The sequence below is a fragment of the Mycobacterium sp. genome (genome assembly GCF_046091765.1).
GTDB lineage: Bacteria > Actinomycetota > Actinomycetes > Mycobacteriales > Mycobacteriaceae > Mycobacterium.
Genome location: NZ_JBJTCF010000076.1, coordinates 1 through 18212, shown reverse-complemented (window position 1 = coordinate 18212; position 18212 = coordinate 1). Strand labels below are relative to the sequence as shown.

Here is an 18212-nt window from a genome sequence, read left to right as displayed (position 1 = left end):
TTCGGATCTCAGGCGCGGGAGCGCGAACCGAGATCGGTGACGCCGACCGGGGGCAGGCCGGCGGCGTGCTCGAGCACCTCGCAGAAGGCCTGCACGTGCGCCCCGAGCGCCGGGGTGATCGCCGTCCACGACGCCCGCAACTCCAGCTGGTGGGCGCGCGGCGGGCCGGACACGTCGCCGTAGCGCACGGAGGTCGTGGTGGTCACGGTGCCGCCGAGGGCGGTGAAGTCGTCGGGCCGGGCCTGCAGGGCATCCGCCAGCCAGCTCCAGGCGACCTCGGGCAGCAGCGGGTCGACGGCCTCGGTGGGATCGAGCTCGGCCTGAACGTAGGCGACCAGCCGCAGGACGCCGTCCCAGGCCTCGGCGCCGTCGGGGTCGTGCAGCAGGATCAGCCGCCCGAAAGTCTCCCCGGCGGGGTGCCCGGGCTGGGTCTCGCCCTCGGCGACCCGCACTTCGGCGCCCACCGCGTAGCTGTAGGGGGCCAGCCGCTGCGGGGGGCGGATGGGGCCGAGTTCGATCTCCGGGCGCACCTCCGCGGCGTTCATGGCGGCCACGGCCTCGCGGAACGGCGCGGGCTCGGCACTGGTCACGACTCCTCACGCTAGTCCCCTCCGGCAGACCGCGCAGCCAGGCACGCCGTGGCAGCATGGGCGTCGTGAGCACCCGTCGGACGCTGCCGCAGGCGCCCTACCTGGCTGCCGCCGCAGGTCGCAAACCGAGCCGGATCCCGGTCTGGTTCATGCGTCAGGCCGGCCGGTCGCTGCCGGAGTACCGCCAGCTGCGATCCCGGCACACCATGATGGAGGCCTGCTTCGACCCCGAACTGATCTGCGAGATCACCCTGCAGCCGGTCCGACGGCTCGGTGTCGACGCGGCGATCCTGTTCTCCGACATCGTCGTGCCGCTGCGCGCGGCGGGCATCGATCTGGACATCGTCGCCGACGTCGGCCCGGTGATCGCCGAACCCGTCCGCACCCGCGCCGACGTCGCCCGGATCACCCCCGCCGAGCCGCTGACCGTGGGCCCGGTGGCCGAGGCCGTCGGACTGCTGGTGGCCGCGCTGGGGGAGGTGCCGCTGATCGGGTTCGCCGGCGCGCCGTTCACGCTGGCGTCCTATCTTGTCGAGGGCGGACCCAGCAAGCTGCACGAGCGGACCAAGACCATGATGCTGGCGGATTCCTCGGCCTGGCACGCGCTGATGGACGTGCTCACCACCCTGACCATCGACTTCCTGCGGGTCCAACTGGACGCGGGGGTGGACGCGATCCAGCTCTTCGACTCGTGGGCGGGCACCCTCTCGCTGGCCGACTACCGCAGCTACGTGCTGCCGCACAGCGCGCGGGTGTTCGCCGCGCTCGCCGACTACGCGGTGCCGATGACGCACTTCGGAGTCGGTACGGCCGAGCTGCTGGGTGCGATGTCCCAGGCCGGTGCGACCGTGGTCGGCGTGGACTGGCGGACCTCGCTGGCCGACGCGGCGGCGCGGGTCGACCCGGGACGGGCACTGCAGGGCAATCTCGACCCGGTGGTGCTGCTGGCCGGCTGGCCGGTGGTGGAGAAGGCGGCGCGGGCGGTCGTCGACGACGGTCGGCGGGCGGTCGACGCCGGCGCGGCCGGGCACATCTTCAACCTCGGCCACGGCGTGCTCCCGGCGACCGACCCGGCACTGCTCACTGATCTGGTGGCGCTGGTGCATTCGCTGTGAGTCCGACGTATTGCGTTGTCGGCGGCGGCATCTCGGGACTGGTCGCCGCCTACCGCATCCGCACCGCAGTCGGCCCGCACGCCACGATCGTGCTGTTCGACCCCGCCGACCGGCTGGGTGGCGTGCTGCGAACCGAACAGCTGGCAGGCCAGCCGGTGGACGTCGGCGCCGAGGCGTTCGTCGCGCGCCGGCCCGAAGTGCCTGCGCTGCTGGCCGAGCTCGGGCTGGCCGATCGGCAGATCAGCACCACCGGGGTGCGGCCCACCCTCTACAGCGGAGGCCGGCTGCATCCGATGCCGCCGGACTCCGTCGCCGGTATCCCGGCGAACGCGCGCTCGGTGGCCGGCCTGGTCGACGCCGCGACGATCGCGCGCATCGAGCAGGAACCCGACCGGCCGCTGCGCTGGGAGACCGGCGCCGACCCGGCCACCGGAGCCATCGTGGCCGACCGGTTCGGCGAGCAGGTGGTGCGCCGATGCGTTGACCCGCTGCTTTCCGGGGTGTACGCGGGCTCGGCGGACACCATCGGCTTGCGCTCGGCGGTTCCCGCCGTCGCGGCCGCGTTGGACGCCGGCGCCGGCAGCCTCACCGACGCGGTGCGCACGGTCATCCCGCACACCGCACGCGGACCGGTGTTCGGCGCGATCGAGGGCGGATACCGGGTGCTGCTCGACGCGCTGGCCGACGGCGCGCGCCCGCAGTGGGAGCAGACCGCGGTGCGCGACCTCGCGGCGGATTCGGCCGGCTGGACGCTGACCGACGCCGCCGGCCGCGCCTGGGCCGCGGAGGCGGTGGTGATCGCCCTCCCCGCGCCGCAGGCGGCCGGACTGCTCGCGCCCATCGCGCCGCAGGCCGCTGCGGTGGCGGGGGGTATCCCGCACGCCTCGTCCGTCGTGCTCGCCATGGCGTTGCCCGCCGGCACCCCGCTCCCGCCGCAGTCCGGGGTGCTGGTGGCCACCGGGGAGGACCTGCACGCCAAGGCCATCACGCTGACCACGCGTAAGTGGGGCGCACGCGGGCCGGCCGAGCTGGTGCGGATGTCGTTCGGGCGCTTCGGCGATGATCTCGCCCGAACCGCCGCCGACGCCGAGTTGGCGGCATGGGCCGAGCAGGATCTGAGCACCGTATTCGGCATCGCGGTGGAACCGACCGGGGTGCTGGTGCACCGCTGGATCGACGCGCTGCCGCAGTACGGGCCCGGTCACGCGGCGATCGTCGCCGAGATCCGGTCCTCGCTGCCGCCGGGCCTGGCCGTCGCCGGCAACTACCTCGACGGCATCGGGGTCCCGGCGTGTGTGGCGGCGGCGGGCAGGGCGGTGTCCGCCGTGCTGGGACCCCGCACGACGCCCCCGCTCGCGCGGCCCATGGCACCATAGTCTCCATGGCGAAACTGGACTACGACACCCTCAACGCCACCGTCCGGTACGTGATGTTCTCGGTGTTCGCCGCGCAGCCCGCAGCGCTGGGCTACGACGAGGAATCCCGCGCCGCGGTCATCGACGAGACGGCCACCTTCCTCAAACAGCAGGAGGACAGCGGAGTCGTCGTCCGGGGCCTCTACGACGTCGCGGGTATGCGCGCGGACGCCGACTTCATGATCTGGACGCACGCCGAACGGGTCGAGTCGCTTCAGCACACCTACAGTGACTTCCGCCGCACCACCACTCTGGGGCGGGCGGTCAAACCGGTGTGGAGCGCGGTCGCGCTGCACCGGCCGGCGGAGTTCAACAAGAGCCACGTGCCCGCCTTCCTGGCCGGCGAGGAGCCGGGCAACTACATTTGCGTCTACCCGTTCGTGCGATCGCTGGACTGGTATCTGCTGCCCGACGAGCAGCGCCGCAAAATGCTCGCCGACCACGGCATGGCCGCGCGCGCCTACAAGGACGTCCGGGCCAACACCGTGCCGGCCTTCGCGCTGGGGGACTACGAGTGGATCCTGGCCTTCGAGGCACCCGAACTGCACCGCATCGTCGACCTGATGCGTGACCTGCGCGCCACCGAGGCGCGTCTGCACGTCCGGGAGGAGATCCCGTTCTTCACCGGACCGCTGGTCGGTGTCGAGGAATTGGTGAGCCGGCTGCCCTGAGGCCGACGGCGGGATCCCACCAGGACCCGATCAGGACGGGGTCAGCCGCAGCGAGATCGAGTTGATGCAGTAGCGCTGATCGGTGGGGGTGGGGTAGCCCTCCCCGGTGAATACGTGTCCGAGGTGGCTGTGGCAGGTGGCGCACAGCACCTCGACCCGGCGCATGCCCAGCGAATTGTCCTCGCGCAGCACCACCGCCTCGGAGGAGGCCGGGTCGAAGAACGACGGCCAGCCGCAGTGCGATTCGAACTTCTCGCTGCTGTGGAACAACTCGGCCCCGCACGCCCGGCAGTGATAGACGCCCTCGGTCTGGGTGTCGGTGTACTCGCCGGTGTGCGGCGGCTCCGTGCCGGCCTGGCGCAGCACGCGGTGCTCAGCCGGGGTCAGCCGCTGACGCCACTCGGCGTCACTGAGCTTCAGTCTCGGTTCGGGAAGAGAACTCATCCCGCAACGCTAGCGCGGCGGGGCTCCGGCGTCATCCAGGCCGGGTCGATCCCGTCCTCGAGGCGGTTTTCGGCCCGCGCGTCGAGGTAGCGGAAGTACAGCACGCAGAACACGACGATCAGCATCAGCGACCACCCGTAGGTGATCTTCATGTACTCCAGGAAGCGTCCGGTCGTCGGCAAGCGCCACATCAGCCAGCGGTCCATGGTCAGGAATCCGTAGGCGGCCAGCCACGCCGGCCAGTTGCGCAGCACCGAGTTGGGCAGCACAACCGTCATCAAAAACGGGAAGAGCATCATCGAGTAGTAGCCCTGCGCCAGCGACAATGCCAGCCAGGAGGAGATCAGCAGGACCCCAGAGGACGTCAGCATCCAGAACAGCGGGTCGCGGTGGTGGTAGTAGCGGTAGAGCAGCCACAGGCTTGCCGCGGCCAGCGCGACGAACAGCACCCGCAACGCGGCGATGAGCCACATCGGCAGGCCGTAGTACACGCCGTTGCCCAACACTGAACTGTTGAAGTAGTCGCGGGTGGAGAAGATGTAGGGCAGGGTGCGTTCGATGAAGTTCATCGGATCGGCCACCAGCGGCCATGCCGCGAGATTGAACACCACCGGCACCGCGGCAGCGGCGACCAGGGTGCGCCACTGCCGGTTGAGCAACGGCAGCAGCAGCAGCACCGCCAGTACGGGTTTGACCACCAGCGAAAGTCCGATCGCCGCCCCGGCCAGCCACTGTCGGCTCGCCCGGCCGTCGAGCAGCCAGCCTAAGAACAGCACCTCGGCCAGCAGGATGCAGCCGTTGATGTTGGTGAAGATCAGCGTGTTGGTCACCGACTCGGTGCAGAACATGGCCAGCAGCAGCGCGGGCAGGGCCACCGAGGACAGCGAAAACTTGAACAGTCGCACCAGCAGGCAGGCGGCGATGATCATCGCCACGGTATTGCAGAAGATGAACACGTTCCGCGAGGCGAATTCGCTGCCCATGTAGCCGAAGGGCGCCATCAGCAGGGTTCCGCCGGGCGGATAGAGGTAGTGCGGGTCGACGTATTCGAGGTGTTCGTTGTAAATGTCGATGCCGGCCCGGAAGTTGTGCAGCGCGCGGTAGACCGGGGCCCAGTCGTCGGTGATGTAGCCGTTGGTGGTCAGCACGTAACTGCGGTGGATGATCGACATGATGGCCAGTGGCCAGAGCACCGAGCGCAGGACGGCCGACGTCGTCGGCGGACTGGTGCGTGGACGGAGCGCGTTCGGCAGGACGGCGGCCACGTCCGCACCGTACACCCGCAGATGTCAGGCGGGGCAGAAGGTGTCGGTCGGTGGTGTCTTCCCGGATTCGAGGTAACCCAGCACCGGGGGCAGCGCGCACCCGGAGTAGACGCTCGCCCCGTGTCCGACGCCCTGCCACATCACCCGCTTGCTGGCCGCTCCGGCGTTGATGATGGCGGCCAGGGTGGCGGCCACGCCTTGCGCGCCGACGATCGGGTCGTTCTGGACGCCGAGCAGCATGACCTCGATCTTGAGGTTCTGGGGATCCTTCGGGGCCGTCCCGCTGGGCCAGTTGAGGCACTTCACCAGATTGAGCGCGGCGACCGTGCCGAATTGCGGATAGACCTTGCCCCAGGCGACGACGAGTTCGCGGACCCGGTCGGGGGTGGGGCGGTTGAGCGCATCGCTGCAGGTGTTGACGAACTGGCCGTCGGTGTCGCGCATCGCCTCGGCCCGGTTCATCAGGTTGTTGAGCCGGTTGGTGTCCCCGGAGCGGGCCGCCGCCAGCGTGTCGGCCAGCGCGACCGTGTTGGCGATGCGATCGCCGGTCGGGTAGCCCAGGGCGGTCACGACAGCATTGGTCAGCGCGGCCACCGACGCTCCGCCGGGGCCGCGGCCGGCGCGGGCCGCGGACAGCAGCGCGTCGACGGCGGCCTTGGGATCGGGTCCGAGTGCGCAGTTGACCGCGACGCACTGGGCGGCGAACGCGTCGAGGGCGGCCTGCTGTCCTTTCACCTGGTCCTCGGCTGCCACCTCGGCTCCGACACCGGGCGACACCGGGGAGTCGAGCACCAAGCGCCCGACCTTCTCCGGGTGCGATCCGGCGTAGGCCAGAGCCACCTGGGCACCGTTGCCGACTCCGAGCAGCGCCAGGGCGGGCACGTCCCAGATGCTGCGCAGTCGCTCGAGATCCTCGGCGGCACGGCCGGTGTCGTACGCGGAGTCCCCCGGGGCGATGGTGTCGGTGCACCCGGTGGTCGCCGTGGTCGTGACGGCGCCAAGGTTGGCCACCGGGTCGTCGCCCGGCTCGAACTGGGCCTGTTCGAGCATCTGGCTGCGGTCGAAGACGTCCCGGCACTCGATGGCACTGGACCGGCCGATCCCGCGCCGGTCCACCGCGACGATGGGCCGGCCTTTGAGGACGTCGGCTCCCGACCGCGAGAGCCAGACCGCCAACTGCAGCGAGGACGGCAGATCCGAGCCGGTGGTGAAGACCAGCGGACCCGCCTCGGGCGGAGTCTGCACCGAACGTGCGCGCACCGCACCGATGCTCAGGGTGCCGGTCGCGCCGCTGATCGGGTCGAGATCGACGTCGAAGTTCGCGCACTCGAGCACCACACCGGGGATCGGTGCGCTTCCCGCGTCGCCGAATACCTGTCCGGTGCAGTCGCTCCATGCCAGGTCGTTTTTGGGGGCGACCAGGGCCGGCGGGCCGTTGCCCGCCGTGCTGGTGGCCGGACCGGCGTCGGGGTTTCGGGCGGAGTCGGTCGCGAATCGGGGGTTTGCCGCCAGCCACGGCGCGCATCCGCCCAGGACGAGCGTGATCGCCATCGCCGCCGCGGCCGCAACACCGGCCCGGCCCTGGCGACGCATGCCCACCACAGTAGCGAGCACACCCCGGCGTTCGGCCTGCGCCATTGTTCAGCCGCCGTTAAGTCGCCGCTCAGCCGCTGGTGTAGCGCAGGTACAGGTAGCCCTCGGGATCGGTGAGCACGTGGCGGCACCGCATCGGGGTCGGTGTCTCGGCCCCGCCGGCGAGGATGCGCACGGCGTCCCCGCCGACGAGCATGGGCGCGGCGGTCACGCAGAGCTCGTCGAGCAGCCCCCGCTCGGCGAAGGCGCCCAGCAGGCTCGGCCCGCCCTCGGTGAGCGCGCGCGCCAGGCCGCGTTCGGTCAGCCGCGTCAGCGCGACTCTCAGATCGACCTGTTCGGGGTCGGCGCCGGAGCAGTCGATCACCTCGACGGCGGACCCCACTCGTGTCGCGGTGTCCGTGGCGGCGGCGGCGCAGGTGAGCACCAGCGGCGGCGCCTCCCGGTCGGCGAGCACCGGCAGGCCGGGTCCGAGCACGCCGGAACGGGTGACCACCGCGATCGGGGGCACCTCCGGCTGGCCTCGGAGCCGGCGGCGTTCCCGCTGGGCGGCCGTCATTCGCGCGCCGCCGTAGTTCTCGGCGCGCGCGGTCCCGGCTCCGACCACGATCACGTCGGCCAACTCGCGCAGTAGCGCGAAGAGCTTCCGGTCGCCCGCACCGCCCAATCCGCCGGAGAGGCCGGCGGTGGTGGCCGCGCCGTCGAGGCTGGCGATCACGTTGCCCCGCAGCAGGGGGCGAGTCGGGTCGGCGTGGGCGGCGGCGTGAGCATCGGGGTAGGAGTAGAGCTCGCGCAGCCGCTCCTCGTCGACCGCCTCGCCGGACCCGAGCAGTGTGAACTCCACCGTCAGGAAGTTACAGTGCCGGGATGGACCGGCTGGTGGACCGGCGACCGGCGGTGTCCCCGGAGCGACTGATCGCCCAACTCGTGCCGCCGCCGACGTTCACCGAGGTCAGTTTCGACAGCTACCGGCCCGATCCCGCCGAGCCCACGCAGGCCGCCGCGGTGGCCTCCTGTCTGGCCTTCTGCGACGAGGCTGTGCGCCGGCGGGCCGGACGCCGCAAGCTCTTCGGCGGTCGCGAGACGCTGCCCGGCGTCGGGCTGTACCTCGACGGCGGTTTCGGCGTCGGCAAGACCCACCTGCTGGCCTCGGCGTACCGCAGACTGCCCGAATCGGCCGAACACCCCCGGGCGTTCGCGGCGTTCGGTGAACTGACCCAGCTGGCCGGTGGGTTCGGGTTCGTCGAATGCATCGAACTGCTGGGTGACTACACGATGGTCTGCATCGACGAGTTCGAACTCGACGACCCGGGCAACACCACGCTGATCTCGCGGCTGCTCTCGCAACTGGTCGAGCGCGGCGTCTCGGTCGCGGCGACCTCCAACACGTTGCCCGAACAACTCGGCGAAGGCCGTTTCGCCGCACAGGACTTTCTGCGGGAGATCAACACCCTGGCGGCGATCTTCACCACCGTGCGCATCGAGGGTCCCGATTACCGTCACCGCGGCCTGCCGCCAGCGCCCGAACCGCTCTCCGACGAGGAGGTGCGGGCCCGGGCCGCGCGATGCCCGGGTGCGACCCTCGACGACTTCGACGCGCTGTGCGCTCATCTGGCCACCATGCACCCCTCCCGCTACCTGGCTCTGGTCGAAGGGGTTTCGGCCGTGCACCTCACCGGCGTGCACCTGCTGGAGGACCAGAGCGTCGCGCTGCGACTGGTGTCGCTGACCGATCGGCTCTACGACGCCGGCATCCCGGTGGTGGCCTCCGGCGCCAAGCTGGACAGTGTCTTCTCGGCCGAGATGCTCGCGGGCGGTTACCGCAAGAAGTACCTGCGGGCGACCTCCCGGCTGCTGGCGCTGAGCAATCCCGGCTAGCGATCGCCGCCTATCGCACGCCGCATGACCAGATCGTCCTGCACGCTCGCGCCGAGCCGGAAGGTCCGGGTGCCGCTCACCGCGAAGCCGTGTTTGCGGTAGAAGCGCTGCGCGCGAAGGTTGCCGCGGTTGACGCCGAGCCACACGGCCCGCGCCCCCCGTTCGGCGGCCCAGTCGATCCCCGCGGTGAGAAGTTCGGCCGCGACGCCCGAGCGGTGATGGCCCGGCAGTAGGTAGATCTTGGACAGCTCGACCTCGGAGTCGGCGGGGTCGGCGGGGTCGGCCACTACGAGCATGGCGTAACCGACGATGTGGCCGGACGCCGTAGCGGTGAGGACCAGCCGGCCGGGGTCGGTGAGGTACCCGCGGAAGCACTCAGCGCTCAGGGTGGCGGCCACGAAGGCGGAGATGTCGGTGGCGCTCACCGACTCCGGGCAGGCCAGGGGGAACGTCGCCGCCGCGACCCCGGCCAGTTCGGTCGCGTCGGCCGGCTCGGCCGGGGCGATCCGCACCGGCGTCGGGGCCCCGTCGCCGGCCGTCACGGCGACGCGCCAGGCATCGTCGCTACCCAAAAGACCACGGTGTCGACGTTACGATTGATGCAGGAAAAACGGAGGGATCGAGGCAAATGCCGATGCGGGCCAGAGGCTGGGTGGCGCTGCTCGCGCTGACCGTGGGCCCCTGTGCGGTGGTCGCACCGGCGTGGACCCCGATGGCCGCTGCGGCGGAGACCTGCCCGCCCGGGCAGATGGAGGACGCCACCACCCCGGGATTCCAGTGCGTTCCGCAGTGCCCCTCCGGGACGCTGTTGGACGGTGTGACCGGCGTGTGTGTGGCCGCCCCCGGAGTGCCGCCACCGCCGCTGCGCTGAGGTTCTCGGGGTTCTCGGGGTTCTCCCGCACCGGCGCTTCGCGCATTCAATAGACTCGGGGCATGGCAGGCCTGCATAAATCCCAAGAGCGGCTCGACACCTCCAGGATCGAGAGCCGCGCGGCATCGGTGCCCCAGATGTTCCGTGACCGCGTGGCGGCCACCCCCCACACCGAGGCGTTCCGCTACCCCGACAACGACGGCGGCTGGACCAGCGTGACCTGGCAGCAGGTCGGTGACCAGGTAGAACTCGTCGCCGCCGGGTTGATCTCGCTGGGGATCAACCCCGAGGACCGGGTGGCCCTGGCGTCGGGAACGCGCTACGAGTGGGTCGTCGTCGACTTCGGGATCCTGGCGGCCGGGGCGGCCACCACCACGGTGTACCCGACCACCAACGGACCCGACGTCGCCTACATCGTCGCCAACTCGGGCAGCCGCATCGTGATCGCCGAGGACCAGCTGCAGGTCGACAAGCTCGTCGCCCATCGCTCCGAACTGCCGGCGGTGGAGAAAGTGGTCGTCATCGACGGGGTCGGCGACGGGAACTGGGTGATCACCCTCGATGACCTCGAGCAGCTCGGCAAGCAGTTGCTCGCCGATACGCCCAGCGTCGTCACCGACCGCATCGACGCGATCCGGCCCGACCAACTCGCGACCCTGATCTACACCTCGGGCACCACCGGAAGGCCCAAGGGGGTGCGACTGACCCACGCCTCGTGGACCTACACCGCGGCCGCCCTGGACTCCCTGGGGGTGCTCTCCGAACGGGACCTGAACTACCTGTGGCTGCCGCTGGCGCACGCGTTCGGCAAGGTGATGCTCGCGCTGCCGCTGGTGATCGGTTTCCCCACGGTGATCGACGGGCGGGTCGAGAAGATCGTCGAGAACCTCCCGGTGATCCGGCCGACGATCATGGGCGCGGTGCCGCGCATCTTCGAGAAGGTGCACGGCCGGGTCAACGAAACGGTCGCCAAGGAGGGCGGCGCCAAGAAGCGGATCTTCGACTGGGCCGTCGACGTCGGTCTGCAGGTGTCGCGGCTCCGCCAGGCCGGCGAGCGCCCCTCGCCGCTGCTGGCACTGCAGTACAAGATCGCGGACAAACTGGTCTTCTCAACGATCCGGGAGCGCTTCGGCGGACGCATCCGGTTCTTCATCTCCGGGTCGGCCGCGCTCGACCGCGACGTCGCGCAGTGGTTCGACGCGGTCGGCGTCATCCTGCTGGAGGGGTACGGCCTGACCGAGACCTCCGCGGCATCCTCGCTGAACCGGCCCACCGCCTACCGCTTCGGAACCGTCGGCTGGACCTTCCCGCAGACCGACGTCAAGATCGCCGAGGACGGCGAGATCCTGCTGCGGGGTCCGGGGGTCATGAACGGCTATCACGAGCTGCCCGAAGCCACCGCCGAGGCGATCGACGCCGACGGCTGGTTCCACACCGGCGACATCGGCGAGTTGGACGCCGAGGGATTCCTGCGCATCACCGACCGCAAGAAGGACATGTTCAAGACGTCACAGGGCAAATACGTTGCGCCCTCGGCGATCTCAGCGAGTTTCAAGGCGCTGTGCCCCTACGCGAGTGACATCATCGTCTACGGCGAGAACAAACCGTACTGCGTCGCCCTGGTGAGTCTCGAGCCCGAGGCGATCGGGGAGTGGGCGGCCGAGCACGACATGGCGGGCAAGGGCTTCAGCGAGATCGCCCGGGATCCGCAGACCCGCGAGATGGTCGCGGGCTACGTCGATCAGCTCAACAAGCACCTCAACCGCTGGGAGCAGGTCAAGCGCTTCGCCATCATCGAACGCGAACTGACCGTCGAGGCGGGCGATCTGACGCCGAGTTTGAAACTCAAGCGCAAGACGGTCGTGGACAACTTCCACGAGAGCATCGAGAGGCTCTACGACTAGGGTGCCTCGCCGGGCCCGAGCGGTGGGAGAAAGCGAGGTCGGCGACTGGGACCTGGAGCTGACCCGCTACGTCGTCGGGCTGCTGCGCCCGATCGTGAAGGTCTATCACCGCTCGGAGGTGCGCGGCCTCGAACGAATTCCGCCGGGGCGCTGTCTGCTGGTGGGCAACCACTCCGGCGGGCTGGCCACGCCCGACTTCGCGGTGTTCGCCGTCGACTTCTACCACCGGTTCGGCTACCGGCGCCCGCTGTACGTGCTCGGGCACGACTCGCTGTTCCACGGGCCGGCCGCGCGGCTGCTGCCGCACCTGGGCGTCGTGCACGCCAACCCGGAGAATGCCGCCGCCGCGCTGGCGGCCGAGGCGGCCGTTCTGGTGTTTCCCGGCGGTGACGAAGACGTCTACCGTCCCTCGCTGCGGGAGAACGTCGTCGACTTCGCCGGACGCACCGGGTACGTCGGTGCCGCGGCGCGGGCCGGGGCGCCCCTCGTTCCGGTGGTGTCGATCGGCGGCCAGGAAACGCAGATCTTCCTGAGCCGGGGGCAGTGGCTGGCCCGCGCGCTGCGGCTGGACCGGGTTGAGCGCCGGCTGTTCCGCACCGACATCCTGCCCATCTCCTTCGGCTTCCCGTTCGGGCTGAGCGTGCTGATCCCGGTGAACATGCCGCTGCCGTCGAAGATCGTCACCGAGGTGCTCGATCCGATCGAGGTGGATGAGGATTGCGACGTCGACAGGGTCGACGGCCGGGTGCGCAGGGTGATGCAGGCAACCCTGGACCGGCTGGCCCGGAAACGCCGGCTGCCCATTTTCGGATAATCCCGGTGTGATGCGACGACGAAGCGGATATGTGCTGGTCCTGGCTGTGGTGGCGGTGTCGGGTCTGCCGGTGGCGCAGGCCGACGCCGATCCGCCGGTGGCCGGCGCCGGGTGCTCGGCCGAACTCGACGGGGTGATGACCCAGCTCCCCGGCGGGGCGGACTACCTGGTCTGCCGGGAGCCGTCCTGGGTGTCGGCGGCGACGCCGTTCCCGCCCAACGACGCCTGGCTGAGCTACGGGCCGGCGATCGTCCTGCACGGTCAGGGCTTCCGCAATCCGAATCTCACCTCGGGGCAGTGGACGGCGACGCCGCGGGAGGAGAAGGCCCGGTGCGGGGCCACCCAGGTGACCGTCGTCGAACCCGGGGTGCTGGCGCCGCCGGTGGTCATCGAGGGGGAGCCCGGCCGGCCGCTGGATCTGGAGGTGCTGCCCAACCTGTTCACCATCGAATTGACCGGCAGTTGCCTGTGGACCGAGGCGGGCCTTTGGTAGGCCCGCTACTGCGGGTGGCTGGCCAGATAGTCGGCGACCGGGATCCGTGCGGACTGGTCGTAGCCGAGCGGCAGCAGCACGTCGCCGGCCGTGGAGTAGTAGTACACCTCCCAGCGGTGCAGGGCCGCGAAGGCCGCCGGGTCGGCCGCGATCACCGCGGCGTAGTCGGTGACCGCGCGAACGTACTGCCCGGCGTTGTTGTAGCGGAAGATGGCGCCGTCGGGGTCGGTGCTGAAGCCGCTCGCGGCCAGGTAGCGACCCGCCGCCAGGATGCTGTCGCGGGGTGCGGTGACGTCTCCGCCCGCCCCGTACGCCGCCCACGTCGAGGGCATGAACTGCATGGGACCCTGGGCGCCGGCGGTGCTGACGCCCGCGATCCGTCCGAAACACGTCTCGATCAGGTTGATCGCGGCCAGGTAGTTCCATCCCACCCCGGACGCCGCCTCCGCCTCCCGGTAGTAGCCCAGCAACTCCGGGGCGGGGGTGGGCGGCACGATCCGCCACGCCGGGAGCGTGTCGCGGGGTTGGGCCATCGCGGAGAGTTGGCGGCGGGCGTCGACGTTGCGGTCGTACACCTCGGCCAGATCCGCCGGGATCCGCGGCCGGATCACCGCGTCCCACTCGGGGTGGCGGCCGATGGCACGGTAGGCCACCTGCTGGCGGCGCGCGGCCAGCGCCCGGAGGGGTTCGGCTGCGGCGGGGTCGCGCAGCGTCAGTTCGTCGGCGACGAGGTTGTCGGCCAGTTGCGCGGGGTCGCCGGCCAGCCTGGGCTGCGCGCCCGGCGGGACCAGTGCGACCGGCTCGGTGGTCGCCGTCGGGCTGTCAGCCGGCGCCGCCACCGAGGTGGTGCACGCGGTCAGGGCGCCGGACAGGGTGAGTATGGCCGCGCCTGCGGCGAGCAGGGTCTGAAGAGGATTGTGGATGATCAGCCACCCCCCGTTCCCGTCCTGATCCCTTGCAGCCGGAGCCTGGCTGCTCATAGTAGCGGCAGGGCCGGGCAGAATGTGACCGTGATCGCGCGCATGACGGCTCTGCTCGCCGCCCTCGTCCTGGCCGGATCGGGCGGTGCGACGGCGTCGGCCAATCCCGCCGACCCGCCCGGTGCGCTGACGTTCGGGGGAGTGCAGCGCTCGTATCTGCTGCACGTGCCGTTCGGTCTGACCAATCCCTCCGGGCTGGTGATCAACCTGCACGGGGCCGGCATGACGGGTCGCGATCAGGCCGGGCTGACCAACTACAACGCGGTGGCCGACCAGTTCGGGTTCGTCGTGGCCTACCCCGACGGCATCGACCTGAGTTGGGCCGACGGCCGCGGCGCCTCGGTGCCCGATCGCCAGGGTGTCGACGATGTCGGGTTCCTGGCCGCTCTGATCGACCGGCTCGTGCGGGACTTCCGCGTCCCGCCGGGCAGGGTGTTCGTCACCGGCATGTCGGCGGGTGCGTTCATGGCCACCCGGCTGGCCTGCCAGCGCGCCGATCTGGTGGCGGCCATCGCCCCGGTCGCCGGGACACTGGGCTCGGGGGTCGCGTGCGCACCGTCTCGACCGGTCTCAGTGCTGCAGATTCACGGCACCGCCGACCCGGTGGTGCCCTACGCCGGGGGACCGATGATCGGTCGCGGCGGGGCCAGCGACGTCGTCGCGGCGCCGGTGATGGCCGAGCGGTGGCGGGCGATCGACCAGTGCCCCGGTCCGCTGGCTGAGGCCGGCGCCGCCGGGCCGACAAGCCGGATGACCGCCGTCGGCTGTGCGGCCGGCACCGAGGTGGAGTTTGTGCGCGTCGACGGCGGCGGGCACATCTGGACTCCCGACGCCTCGTGGGTGAGTGGCCAGTTCTTCGCAGCGCACGGCCGGTGAGTCAGGTCCCCTGAGAAGAAGGACACGCATCGATCCGCCAGGGGTTTCGCGCCAGTCGCGTCAACACTTACATTGACCCCGTGGACAGCCAGACAGGCATCGCCATCCGCCGGGCCCGGACGGCCGACGCCCCGGAGTTGGCCGCTCTCGCCGGGGCAACCTTCGCGGAGACCTTCGCCCACATCACCCCGGAGAACATGGCCCGCTACCTCGCAACAGAGGAGACGCCGGAGCACTACGCGCAGTTGATCAGCCAACCGGGCATGGCGGTCTGGCTGGCGACTGCGCCGGACGGCGCGGTGGTCGGTTTCCTGACCGCGGGGCACTGCAAACTGCCGGCGCCCGGCCGGGAGCCGCGGGCAGGGGAGATCCATCAGCTCTATCTCCGCAGCGACGTGCAGGGCCAGGGTCTCGGCACGGTATTGCTGCAGACCGGACTCGACTGGCTACGGGCTCAGGGATACCGGCCCCTCTACATCGGCGTCTGGTCACAGAACCTCGGCGCCCAGCGCCTGTATGGCCGCTACGGCTTTGAGAAGGTGGGCGAGTACGACTACCCGGTGGGCGAACACTTGGACCGGGAGTTCATCCTCCGGGAGCGCGATCCCTCACCGACGGAGCAGCGCTAGCAGCGGGGCGGTGCTGCTGACCGCGAGAACAGGGTGGTTCTGCGTGGTGGCGGACTCGGGCCGATCTCCGGGACTTCTCACGGTTCGACAACCCTTTTCTCCATTTTCGGAATACCCGGGGCGGGTTCATTGATTCCCCAGCTCCAAATCACCTCGGGCGTGATGCGGAATCGCTGTCCGGCATCGTCTCCTTCGATCCGTGCCCGGCCGCGAATCTTGACTCCCCGGGGAGTCCAGGGCTCCAGGGCAGCGAGGTCGTCGATCACGACGGCTGCGCGGGGATTGGCCTTGATGTTGCGGTAACGCACGGTTGCGGCGATGTCGAAACCGGCCGTGACGATCTCATCGCCCTCGACCGAAAATGCCACCGTGACAACATCGGGCATGGCCGTCGGGGAGGCCGATGCGAATCGCATCAGCGGCTGGCTGCTCAGGTACGCCAATTCCTGCTTGGTGAAAACCGCCATGAACCATCCTCTGCTCGAGGTACCAAGCAGGCGAATACCCACTTCTGGTGGCTGCGCGCCCACGGAGTCCGGACAAGGAGAAGTGACGGGCTCCAGACTGCGACAATGCTGGTGCGCGATACTGGGATTGAACCAGTGACCTCTTCCGTGTCAGGGAAGCGCTCTCCCGCTGAGCTAATCGCGCCGGACCGGGAAATCGGAGGTGGAGACGGGAATCGAACCCGTGTGCACGGCTTTGCAGGCCGTTGCCTCACCACTCGGCCACTCCACCGTGGGGTCTGACGCCACTCCGAGCGGATGACGGGATTCGAACCCGCGACCCTCACCTTGGCAAGGTGATGCGCTACCAACTGCGCTACATCCGCGTGGCTGCGGGCGGGATCGCCGCCCGTAGCGCTCGCCACAATAGTAGACCCCCGCGACGCCCACAAATCCCCGAGGCCCCGTTGCTGGCGTTCGGGGGCAAAGGCGCTGGCGTGCTAATCTTCGTGCCCAGCGTGGTCGCCACACGACAAGGCAGACCCGCCGCACCGGTCCCGTGGCTCAGTGGGAGAGCGTCCGCTTCACACGCGGAAGGTCGCTGGTTCGATCCCAGCCGGGACCACAAGGTCAGACTCTTTTCTACGGCCCATGGGCAATAACCGGGCAATAGCGGCACCGTTTTCGACCCCCGAGGGGCCGCGCTCGGTACGCTTTCTCTCGTGGGGGAGCAGTCGGGTTACCCCGCCGGTTGGTACCCAGATCCGCAGGGAACACAGCGCCGGCGGTACTGGGATGGCCAGCAGTGGACGGACAACTTCGCCGAGCCCGAAGTAGTCGGCGGCACTCGGAAAGCGACCGGGGCAAAAGTAGTAGCCGGGATGTTTGTGGTTCTGGGCCTGCTGCCTTTGGCGCTGGGGGTCTTCGGAGCCGCCGATGGCGGCACGGGTGCCGGGGAACGGTTCGCCGTGGCAGCTATCGGTGTCTTGATGATGTTGGCCGCCTGGCCGGTGTATGCGGCTTTTCAGTATTTCGAGCGCCGCCGGTGGCGGCAGGAGGCGGTAGACCGCGCCAGGGCCCTGGCGATCAACGCTGAGGTCGAGAACGCCGCCTTCCTTCAGGGCGACGACATGCGCGGGATCTACGGGCAGTATCCGCTGCCTCCCGAACTTCGGGATGACGATAACCGCTGAGCGGTCATTCTCGGTGCGGGGGCATCCAACCGCTGCGGATCATCGCCAGCTGCACGCTGCCCGGACCGCCCTCGTCGGTCAGTTCCAGCGCCGCGCACACGTGAGCGTGGGTGAGCATGTGTCTGAGATAGAGGTCAGCGCCGATGTCCGCTACCGCCGACCAGCATCGTGACAACAGCGCGATCACCTCGACGGCAGGCACCGGTACTGGTCGCAGGGTTGTCATCGCCTCGGTATGCAGTTCGTCGCGGTCCGAGCCGCACAGCCGTGCCTCGATCTGACGGAGCGTCGGGCGTGGGCCGTGGGTGAGCATCGCCTCGGCGACCGCGCTGGCGGCGGCGATATGGCTGCGGTACACCCCGGCGTTGTCGACAGTGAAGCTCTCGCCGCTGAGCCGGGTCTGCCCCGAACCACCTCAGGGACTCAACTTCACCAACATCACCCGTGCCCCGTGTGTGACACCCACGAAGGTGTGGGCCGCTTCGTGGACGGCGAGTTCCCGGCGGCGGGGATGTGGGGCCCTCATCGGCGTGCCCCTGCGGTTGTCGCGGCGCCGGTGCGGCCCGAAGCCAGGCCACCGTCGCCGCGACAATCTTCCGGGCCGGTTCCACTCCGGCCAGCGCCGGTGGTGCGGAACCTGGTGGTTCGTCGGGCGCGCTCTTGTTCGTTTCGGACCAGGCCCGCGATAAAGCCCTCACCGAGTAGAAGTGCCAGAATATGTTGTTTCCCGGCTGGTTCGATCCCCGCCGGGACCACCGGTTCGGCTCCACGGGCCGGCGGGTGTTCCGGTCTCTGCCCCTGCCGCGAGCCCCTCTCCCTGGCTCGCAACGAAAAATGACGGTCGCGTGACCGCAGCCTGGTCGGGTCGACTCGCCTGCCCGACAGCGGACCCCGTGTTGTGTGGCCGCCCGCCCCGCCCCTCCGCGCTGGGTGCCGATGGGGATCCAGGATTCCCTGTGGCTGGAGATGGACCGGCCGACCAACGCCATGGTGGCCGACGTCGCGGTGTGGACCGCCGAGCCCGTGGACTTCGTGCGG

At 70.1% G+C, this 18212-nt stretch carries 20 protein-coding genes and 4 tRNA genes; 12 read left to right on the top strand and 12 right to left on the bottom strand.

From position 1 onward, the window contains the following. Positions 1 to 8: 8 nt before the first annotated feature. Complete coding sequence (locus ACKOB8_RS07900) at positions 9 to 590, bottom strand: DUF3000 family protein (protein ID WP_526376659.1); 582 nt, start codon at positions 588 to 590, stop codon at positions 9 to 11. Between the two features lie 65 nt (positions 591 to 655). Here ACKOB8_RS07900 and hemE point away from each other — a divergent pair, with 65 nt between their 5' ends. The 3 genes from hemE to hemQ are packed head-to-tail and all read left to right on the top strand — an operon-like array spanning position 656 to position 3791. Continuing rightward, on the top strand, positions 656 to 1705 hold the full coding sequence (hemE, locus tag ACKOB8_RS07895) for a uroporphyrinogen decarboxylase (protein ID WP_526376658.1): 1050 nt from the start codon (positions 656 to 658) through the stop codon (positions 1703 to 1705). Further along, a complete protein-coding gene (locus tag ACKOB8_RS07890) occupies positions 1702 to 3081 on the top strand; it encodes a protoporphyrinogen oxidase (RefSeq protein ID WP_526376657.1) in 1380 nt (459 codons plus the stop codon). The genes hemE and ACKOB8_RS07890 overlap by 4 nt, the downstream gene beginning before the upstream one ends. Before the next feature lie 5 nt (positions 3082 to 3086). After that, the gene (gene hemQ / locus ACKOB8_RS07885; protein ID WP_526376656.1) at positions 3087 to 3791 is read left to right on the top strand and encodes a hydrogen peroxide-dependent heme synthase; all 705 of its coding nucleotides are present in this window, start codon (positions 3087 to 3089) and stop codon (positions 3789 to 3791) included. A gap of 30 nt (positions 3792 to 3821) precedes the next feature. Here hemQ and msrB read toward each other — a convergent pair whose 3' ends face one another. From msrB to ACKOB8_RS07865, 4 genes are all read right to left on the bottom strand, one after another. Then, a complete protein-coding gene (gene msrB, locus ACKOB8_RS07880; protein WP_526376655.1) occupies positions 3822 to 4235 on the bottom strand; it encodes a peptide-methionine (R)-S-oxide reductase MsrB in 414 nt (137 codons plus the stop codon). Further along, positions 4232 to 5515, bottom strand: a complete 1284-nt coding sequence (aftC, locus tag ACKOB8_RS07875; RefSeq protein ID WP_526376654.1) for an arabinofuranan 3-O-arabinosyltransferase — start codon at positions 5513 to 5515, stop codon at positions 4232 to 4234. The genes msrB and aftC overlap by 4 nt, the downstream gene beginning before the upstream one ends. A 9-nt stretch (positions 5516 to 5524) precedes the next feature. Further along, the gene (locus ACKOB8_RS07870) at positions 5525 to 7093 is read right to left on the bottom strand and encodes an alpha/beta fold hydrolase (RefSeq protein WP_526376653.1); all 1569 of its coding nucleotides are present in this window, start codon (positions 7091 to 7093) and stop codon (positions 5525 to 5527) included. 70 nt (positions 7094 to 7163) lie between these two features. Beyond that, positions 7164 to 7934 carry a pyrimidine reductase family protein gene (locus ACKOB8_RS07865; protein WP_526376652.1) on the bottom strand — a complete coding sequence of 257 codons (771 nt, stop codon included), beginning with the start codon at positions 7932 to 7934 and terminating at the stop codon, positions 7164 to 7166. 23 nt (positions 7935 to 7957) lie between these two features. On the opposite strand from ACKOB8_RS07865, the gene zapE reads away from it, so the two are divergent. Next, positions 7958 to 8968 (top strand): cell division protein ZapE, encoded by a 1011-nt coding sequence (gene zapE, locus ACKOB8_RS07860; RefSeq protein WP_526376651.1) that lies wholly within the window; start codon positions 7958 to 7960, stop codon positions 8966 to 8968. Here the strand turns inward: zapE and ACKOB8_RS07855 are convergent. Further along, the gene (locus tag ACKOB8_RS07855; protein ID WP_526376650.1) at positions 8965 to 9540 is read right to left on the bottom strand and encodes a GNAT family N-acetyltransferase; all 576 of its coding nucleotides are present in this window, start codon (positions 9538 to 9540) and stop codon (positions 8965 to 8967) included. The genes zapE and ACKOB8_RS07855 overlap by 4 nt on opposite strands. 62 nt (positions 9541 to 9602) lie before the next feature. On the opposite strand from ACKOB8_RS07855, the gene ACKOB8_RS07850 reads away from it, so the two are divergent. The 4 genes from ACKOB8_RS07850 (at position 9603) to ACKOB8_RS07835 (ending at position 13050) form a co-directional block, all read left to right on the top strand. Continuing rightward, positions 9603 to 9839, top strand: a complete 237-nt coding sequence (locus ACKOB8_RS07850) for a hypothetical protein (RefSeq protein WP_526376649.1) — start codon at positions 9603 to 9605, stop codon at positions 9837 to 9839. A gap of 62 nt (positions 9840 to 9901) precedes the next feature. Then, positions 9902 to 11743: an AMP-dependent synthetase/ligase gene (locus tag ACKOB8_RS07845; protein WP_526376648.1), complete on the top strand. Its 1842-nt coding sequence runs from the start codon at positions 9902 to 9904 to the stop codon at positions 11741 to 11743. A gap of 22 nt (positions 11744 to 11765) precedes the next feature. Continuing rightward, positions 11766 to 12557 (top strand): 1-acyl-sn-glycerol-3-phosphate acyltransferase, encoded by a 792-nt coding sequence (locus tag ACKOB8_RS07840; RefSeq protein ID WP_526376647.1) that lies wholly within the window; start codon positions 11766 to 11768, stop codon positions 12555 to 12557. 7 nt (positions 12558 to 12564) lie between these two features. Then, a complete protein-coding gene (locus tag ACKOB8_RS07835) occupies positions 12565 to 13050 on the top strand; it encodes a hypothetical protein (protein ID WP_526376646.1) in 486 nt (161 codons plus the stop codon). Positions 13051 to 13055: 5 nt separating this feature from the next. Here ACKOB8_RS07835 and ACKOB8_RS07830 read toward each other — a convergent pair whose 3' ends face one another. Then, positions 13056 to 14030 (bottom strand): lytic transglycosylase domain-containing protein, encoded by a 975-nt coding sequence (locus ACKOB8_RS07830; RefSeq protein ID WP_526376645.1) that lies wholly within the window; start codon positions 14028 to 14030, stop codon positions 13056 to 13058. A gap of 42 nt (positions 14031 to 14072) precedes the next feature. Between ACKOB8_RS07830 and ACKOB8_RS07825 the strand changes: the two genes are divergently transcribed. Together ACKOB8_RS07825 and ACKOB8_RS07820 are read left to right on the top strand one after the other, a co-directional pair. Continuing rightward, positions 14073 to 14906 carry a CE1 family esterase gene (locus ACKOB8_RS07825; protein ID WP_526376676.1) on the top strand — a complete coding sequence of 278 codons (834 nt, stop codon included), beginning with the start codon at positions 14073 to 14075 and terminating at the stop codon, positions 14904 to 14906. An 80-nt stretch (positions 14907 to 14986) separates the two neighbouring features. Next, positions 14987 to 15535 carry a GNAT family N-acetyltransferase gene (locus ACKOB8_RS07820; protein WP_526376644.1) on the top strand — a complete coding sequence of 183 codons (549 nt, stop codon included), beginning with the start codon at positions 14987 to 14989 and terminating at the stop codon, positions 15533 to 15535. Between the two features lie 77 nt (positions 15536 to 15612). Here ACKOB8_RS07820 and ACKOB8_RS07815 read toward each other — a convergent pair whose 3' ends face one another. The 4 genes from ACKOB8_RS07815 to ACKOB8_RS07800 all read right to left on the bottom strand — a co-directional run bounded on the left by ACKOB8_RS07815 (position 15613) and on the right by ACKOB8_RS07800 (position 16367). Beyond that, positions 15613 to 16002, bottom strand: coding sequence for a PPOX class F420-dependent oxidoreductase (locus tag ACKOB8_RS07815; RefSeq protein ID WP_526376643.1), 390 nt, complete (start codon positions 16000 to 16002; stop codon positions 15613 to 15615). 109 nt (positions 16003 to 16111) lie between these two features. Beyond that, positions 16112 to 16186: transfer RNA gene (locus ACKOB8_RS07810), tRNA-Val, on the bottom strand. A gap of 16 nt (positions 16187 to 16202) precedes the next feature. Further along, positions 16203 to 16273: transfer RNA gene (locus ACKOB8_RS07805), tRNA-Cys, on the bottom strand. A gap of 21 nt (positions 16274 to 16294) precedes the next feature. Beyond that, positions 16295 to 16367: transfer RNA gene (locus ACKOB8_RS07800), tRNA-Gly, on the bottom strand. Positions 16368 to 16534: 167 nt separating this feature from the next. Between ACKOB8_RS07800 and ACKOB8_RS07795 the strand changes: the two genes are divergently transcribed. Both ACKOB8_RS07795 and ACKOB8_RS07790 read left to right on the top strand, forming a co-directional pair. After that, positions 16535 to 16606, top strand: a tRNA-Val gene (locus ACKOB8_RS07795). 97 nt (positions 16607 to 16703) lie between these two features. Next, positions 16704 to 17174: a DUF2510 domain-containing protein gene (locus ACKOB8_RS07790; RefSeq protein WP_526376642.1), complete on the top strand. Its 471-nt coding sequence runs from the start codon at positions 16704 to 16706 to the stop codon at positions 17172 to 17174. Positions 17175 to 17178: 4 nt separating this feature from the next. Here ACKOB8_RS07790 and ACKOB8_RS07785 read toward each other — a convergent pair whose 3' ends face one another. Further along, on the bottom strand, positions 17179 to 17532 hold the full coding sequence (locus ACKOB8_RS07785) for a hypothetical protein (RefSeq protein ID WP_526376641.1): 354 nt from the start codon (positions 17530 to 17532) through the stop codon (positions 17179 to 17181). Positions 17533 to 18212: the final 680 nt, after the last annotated feature.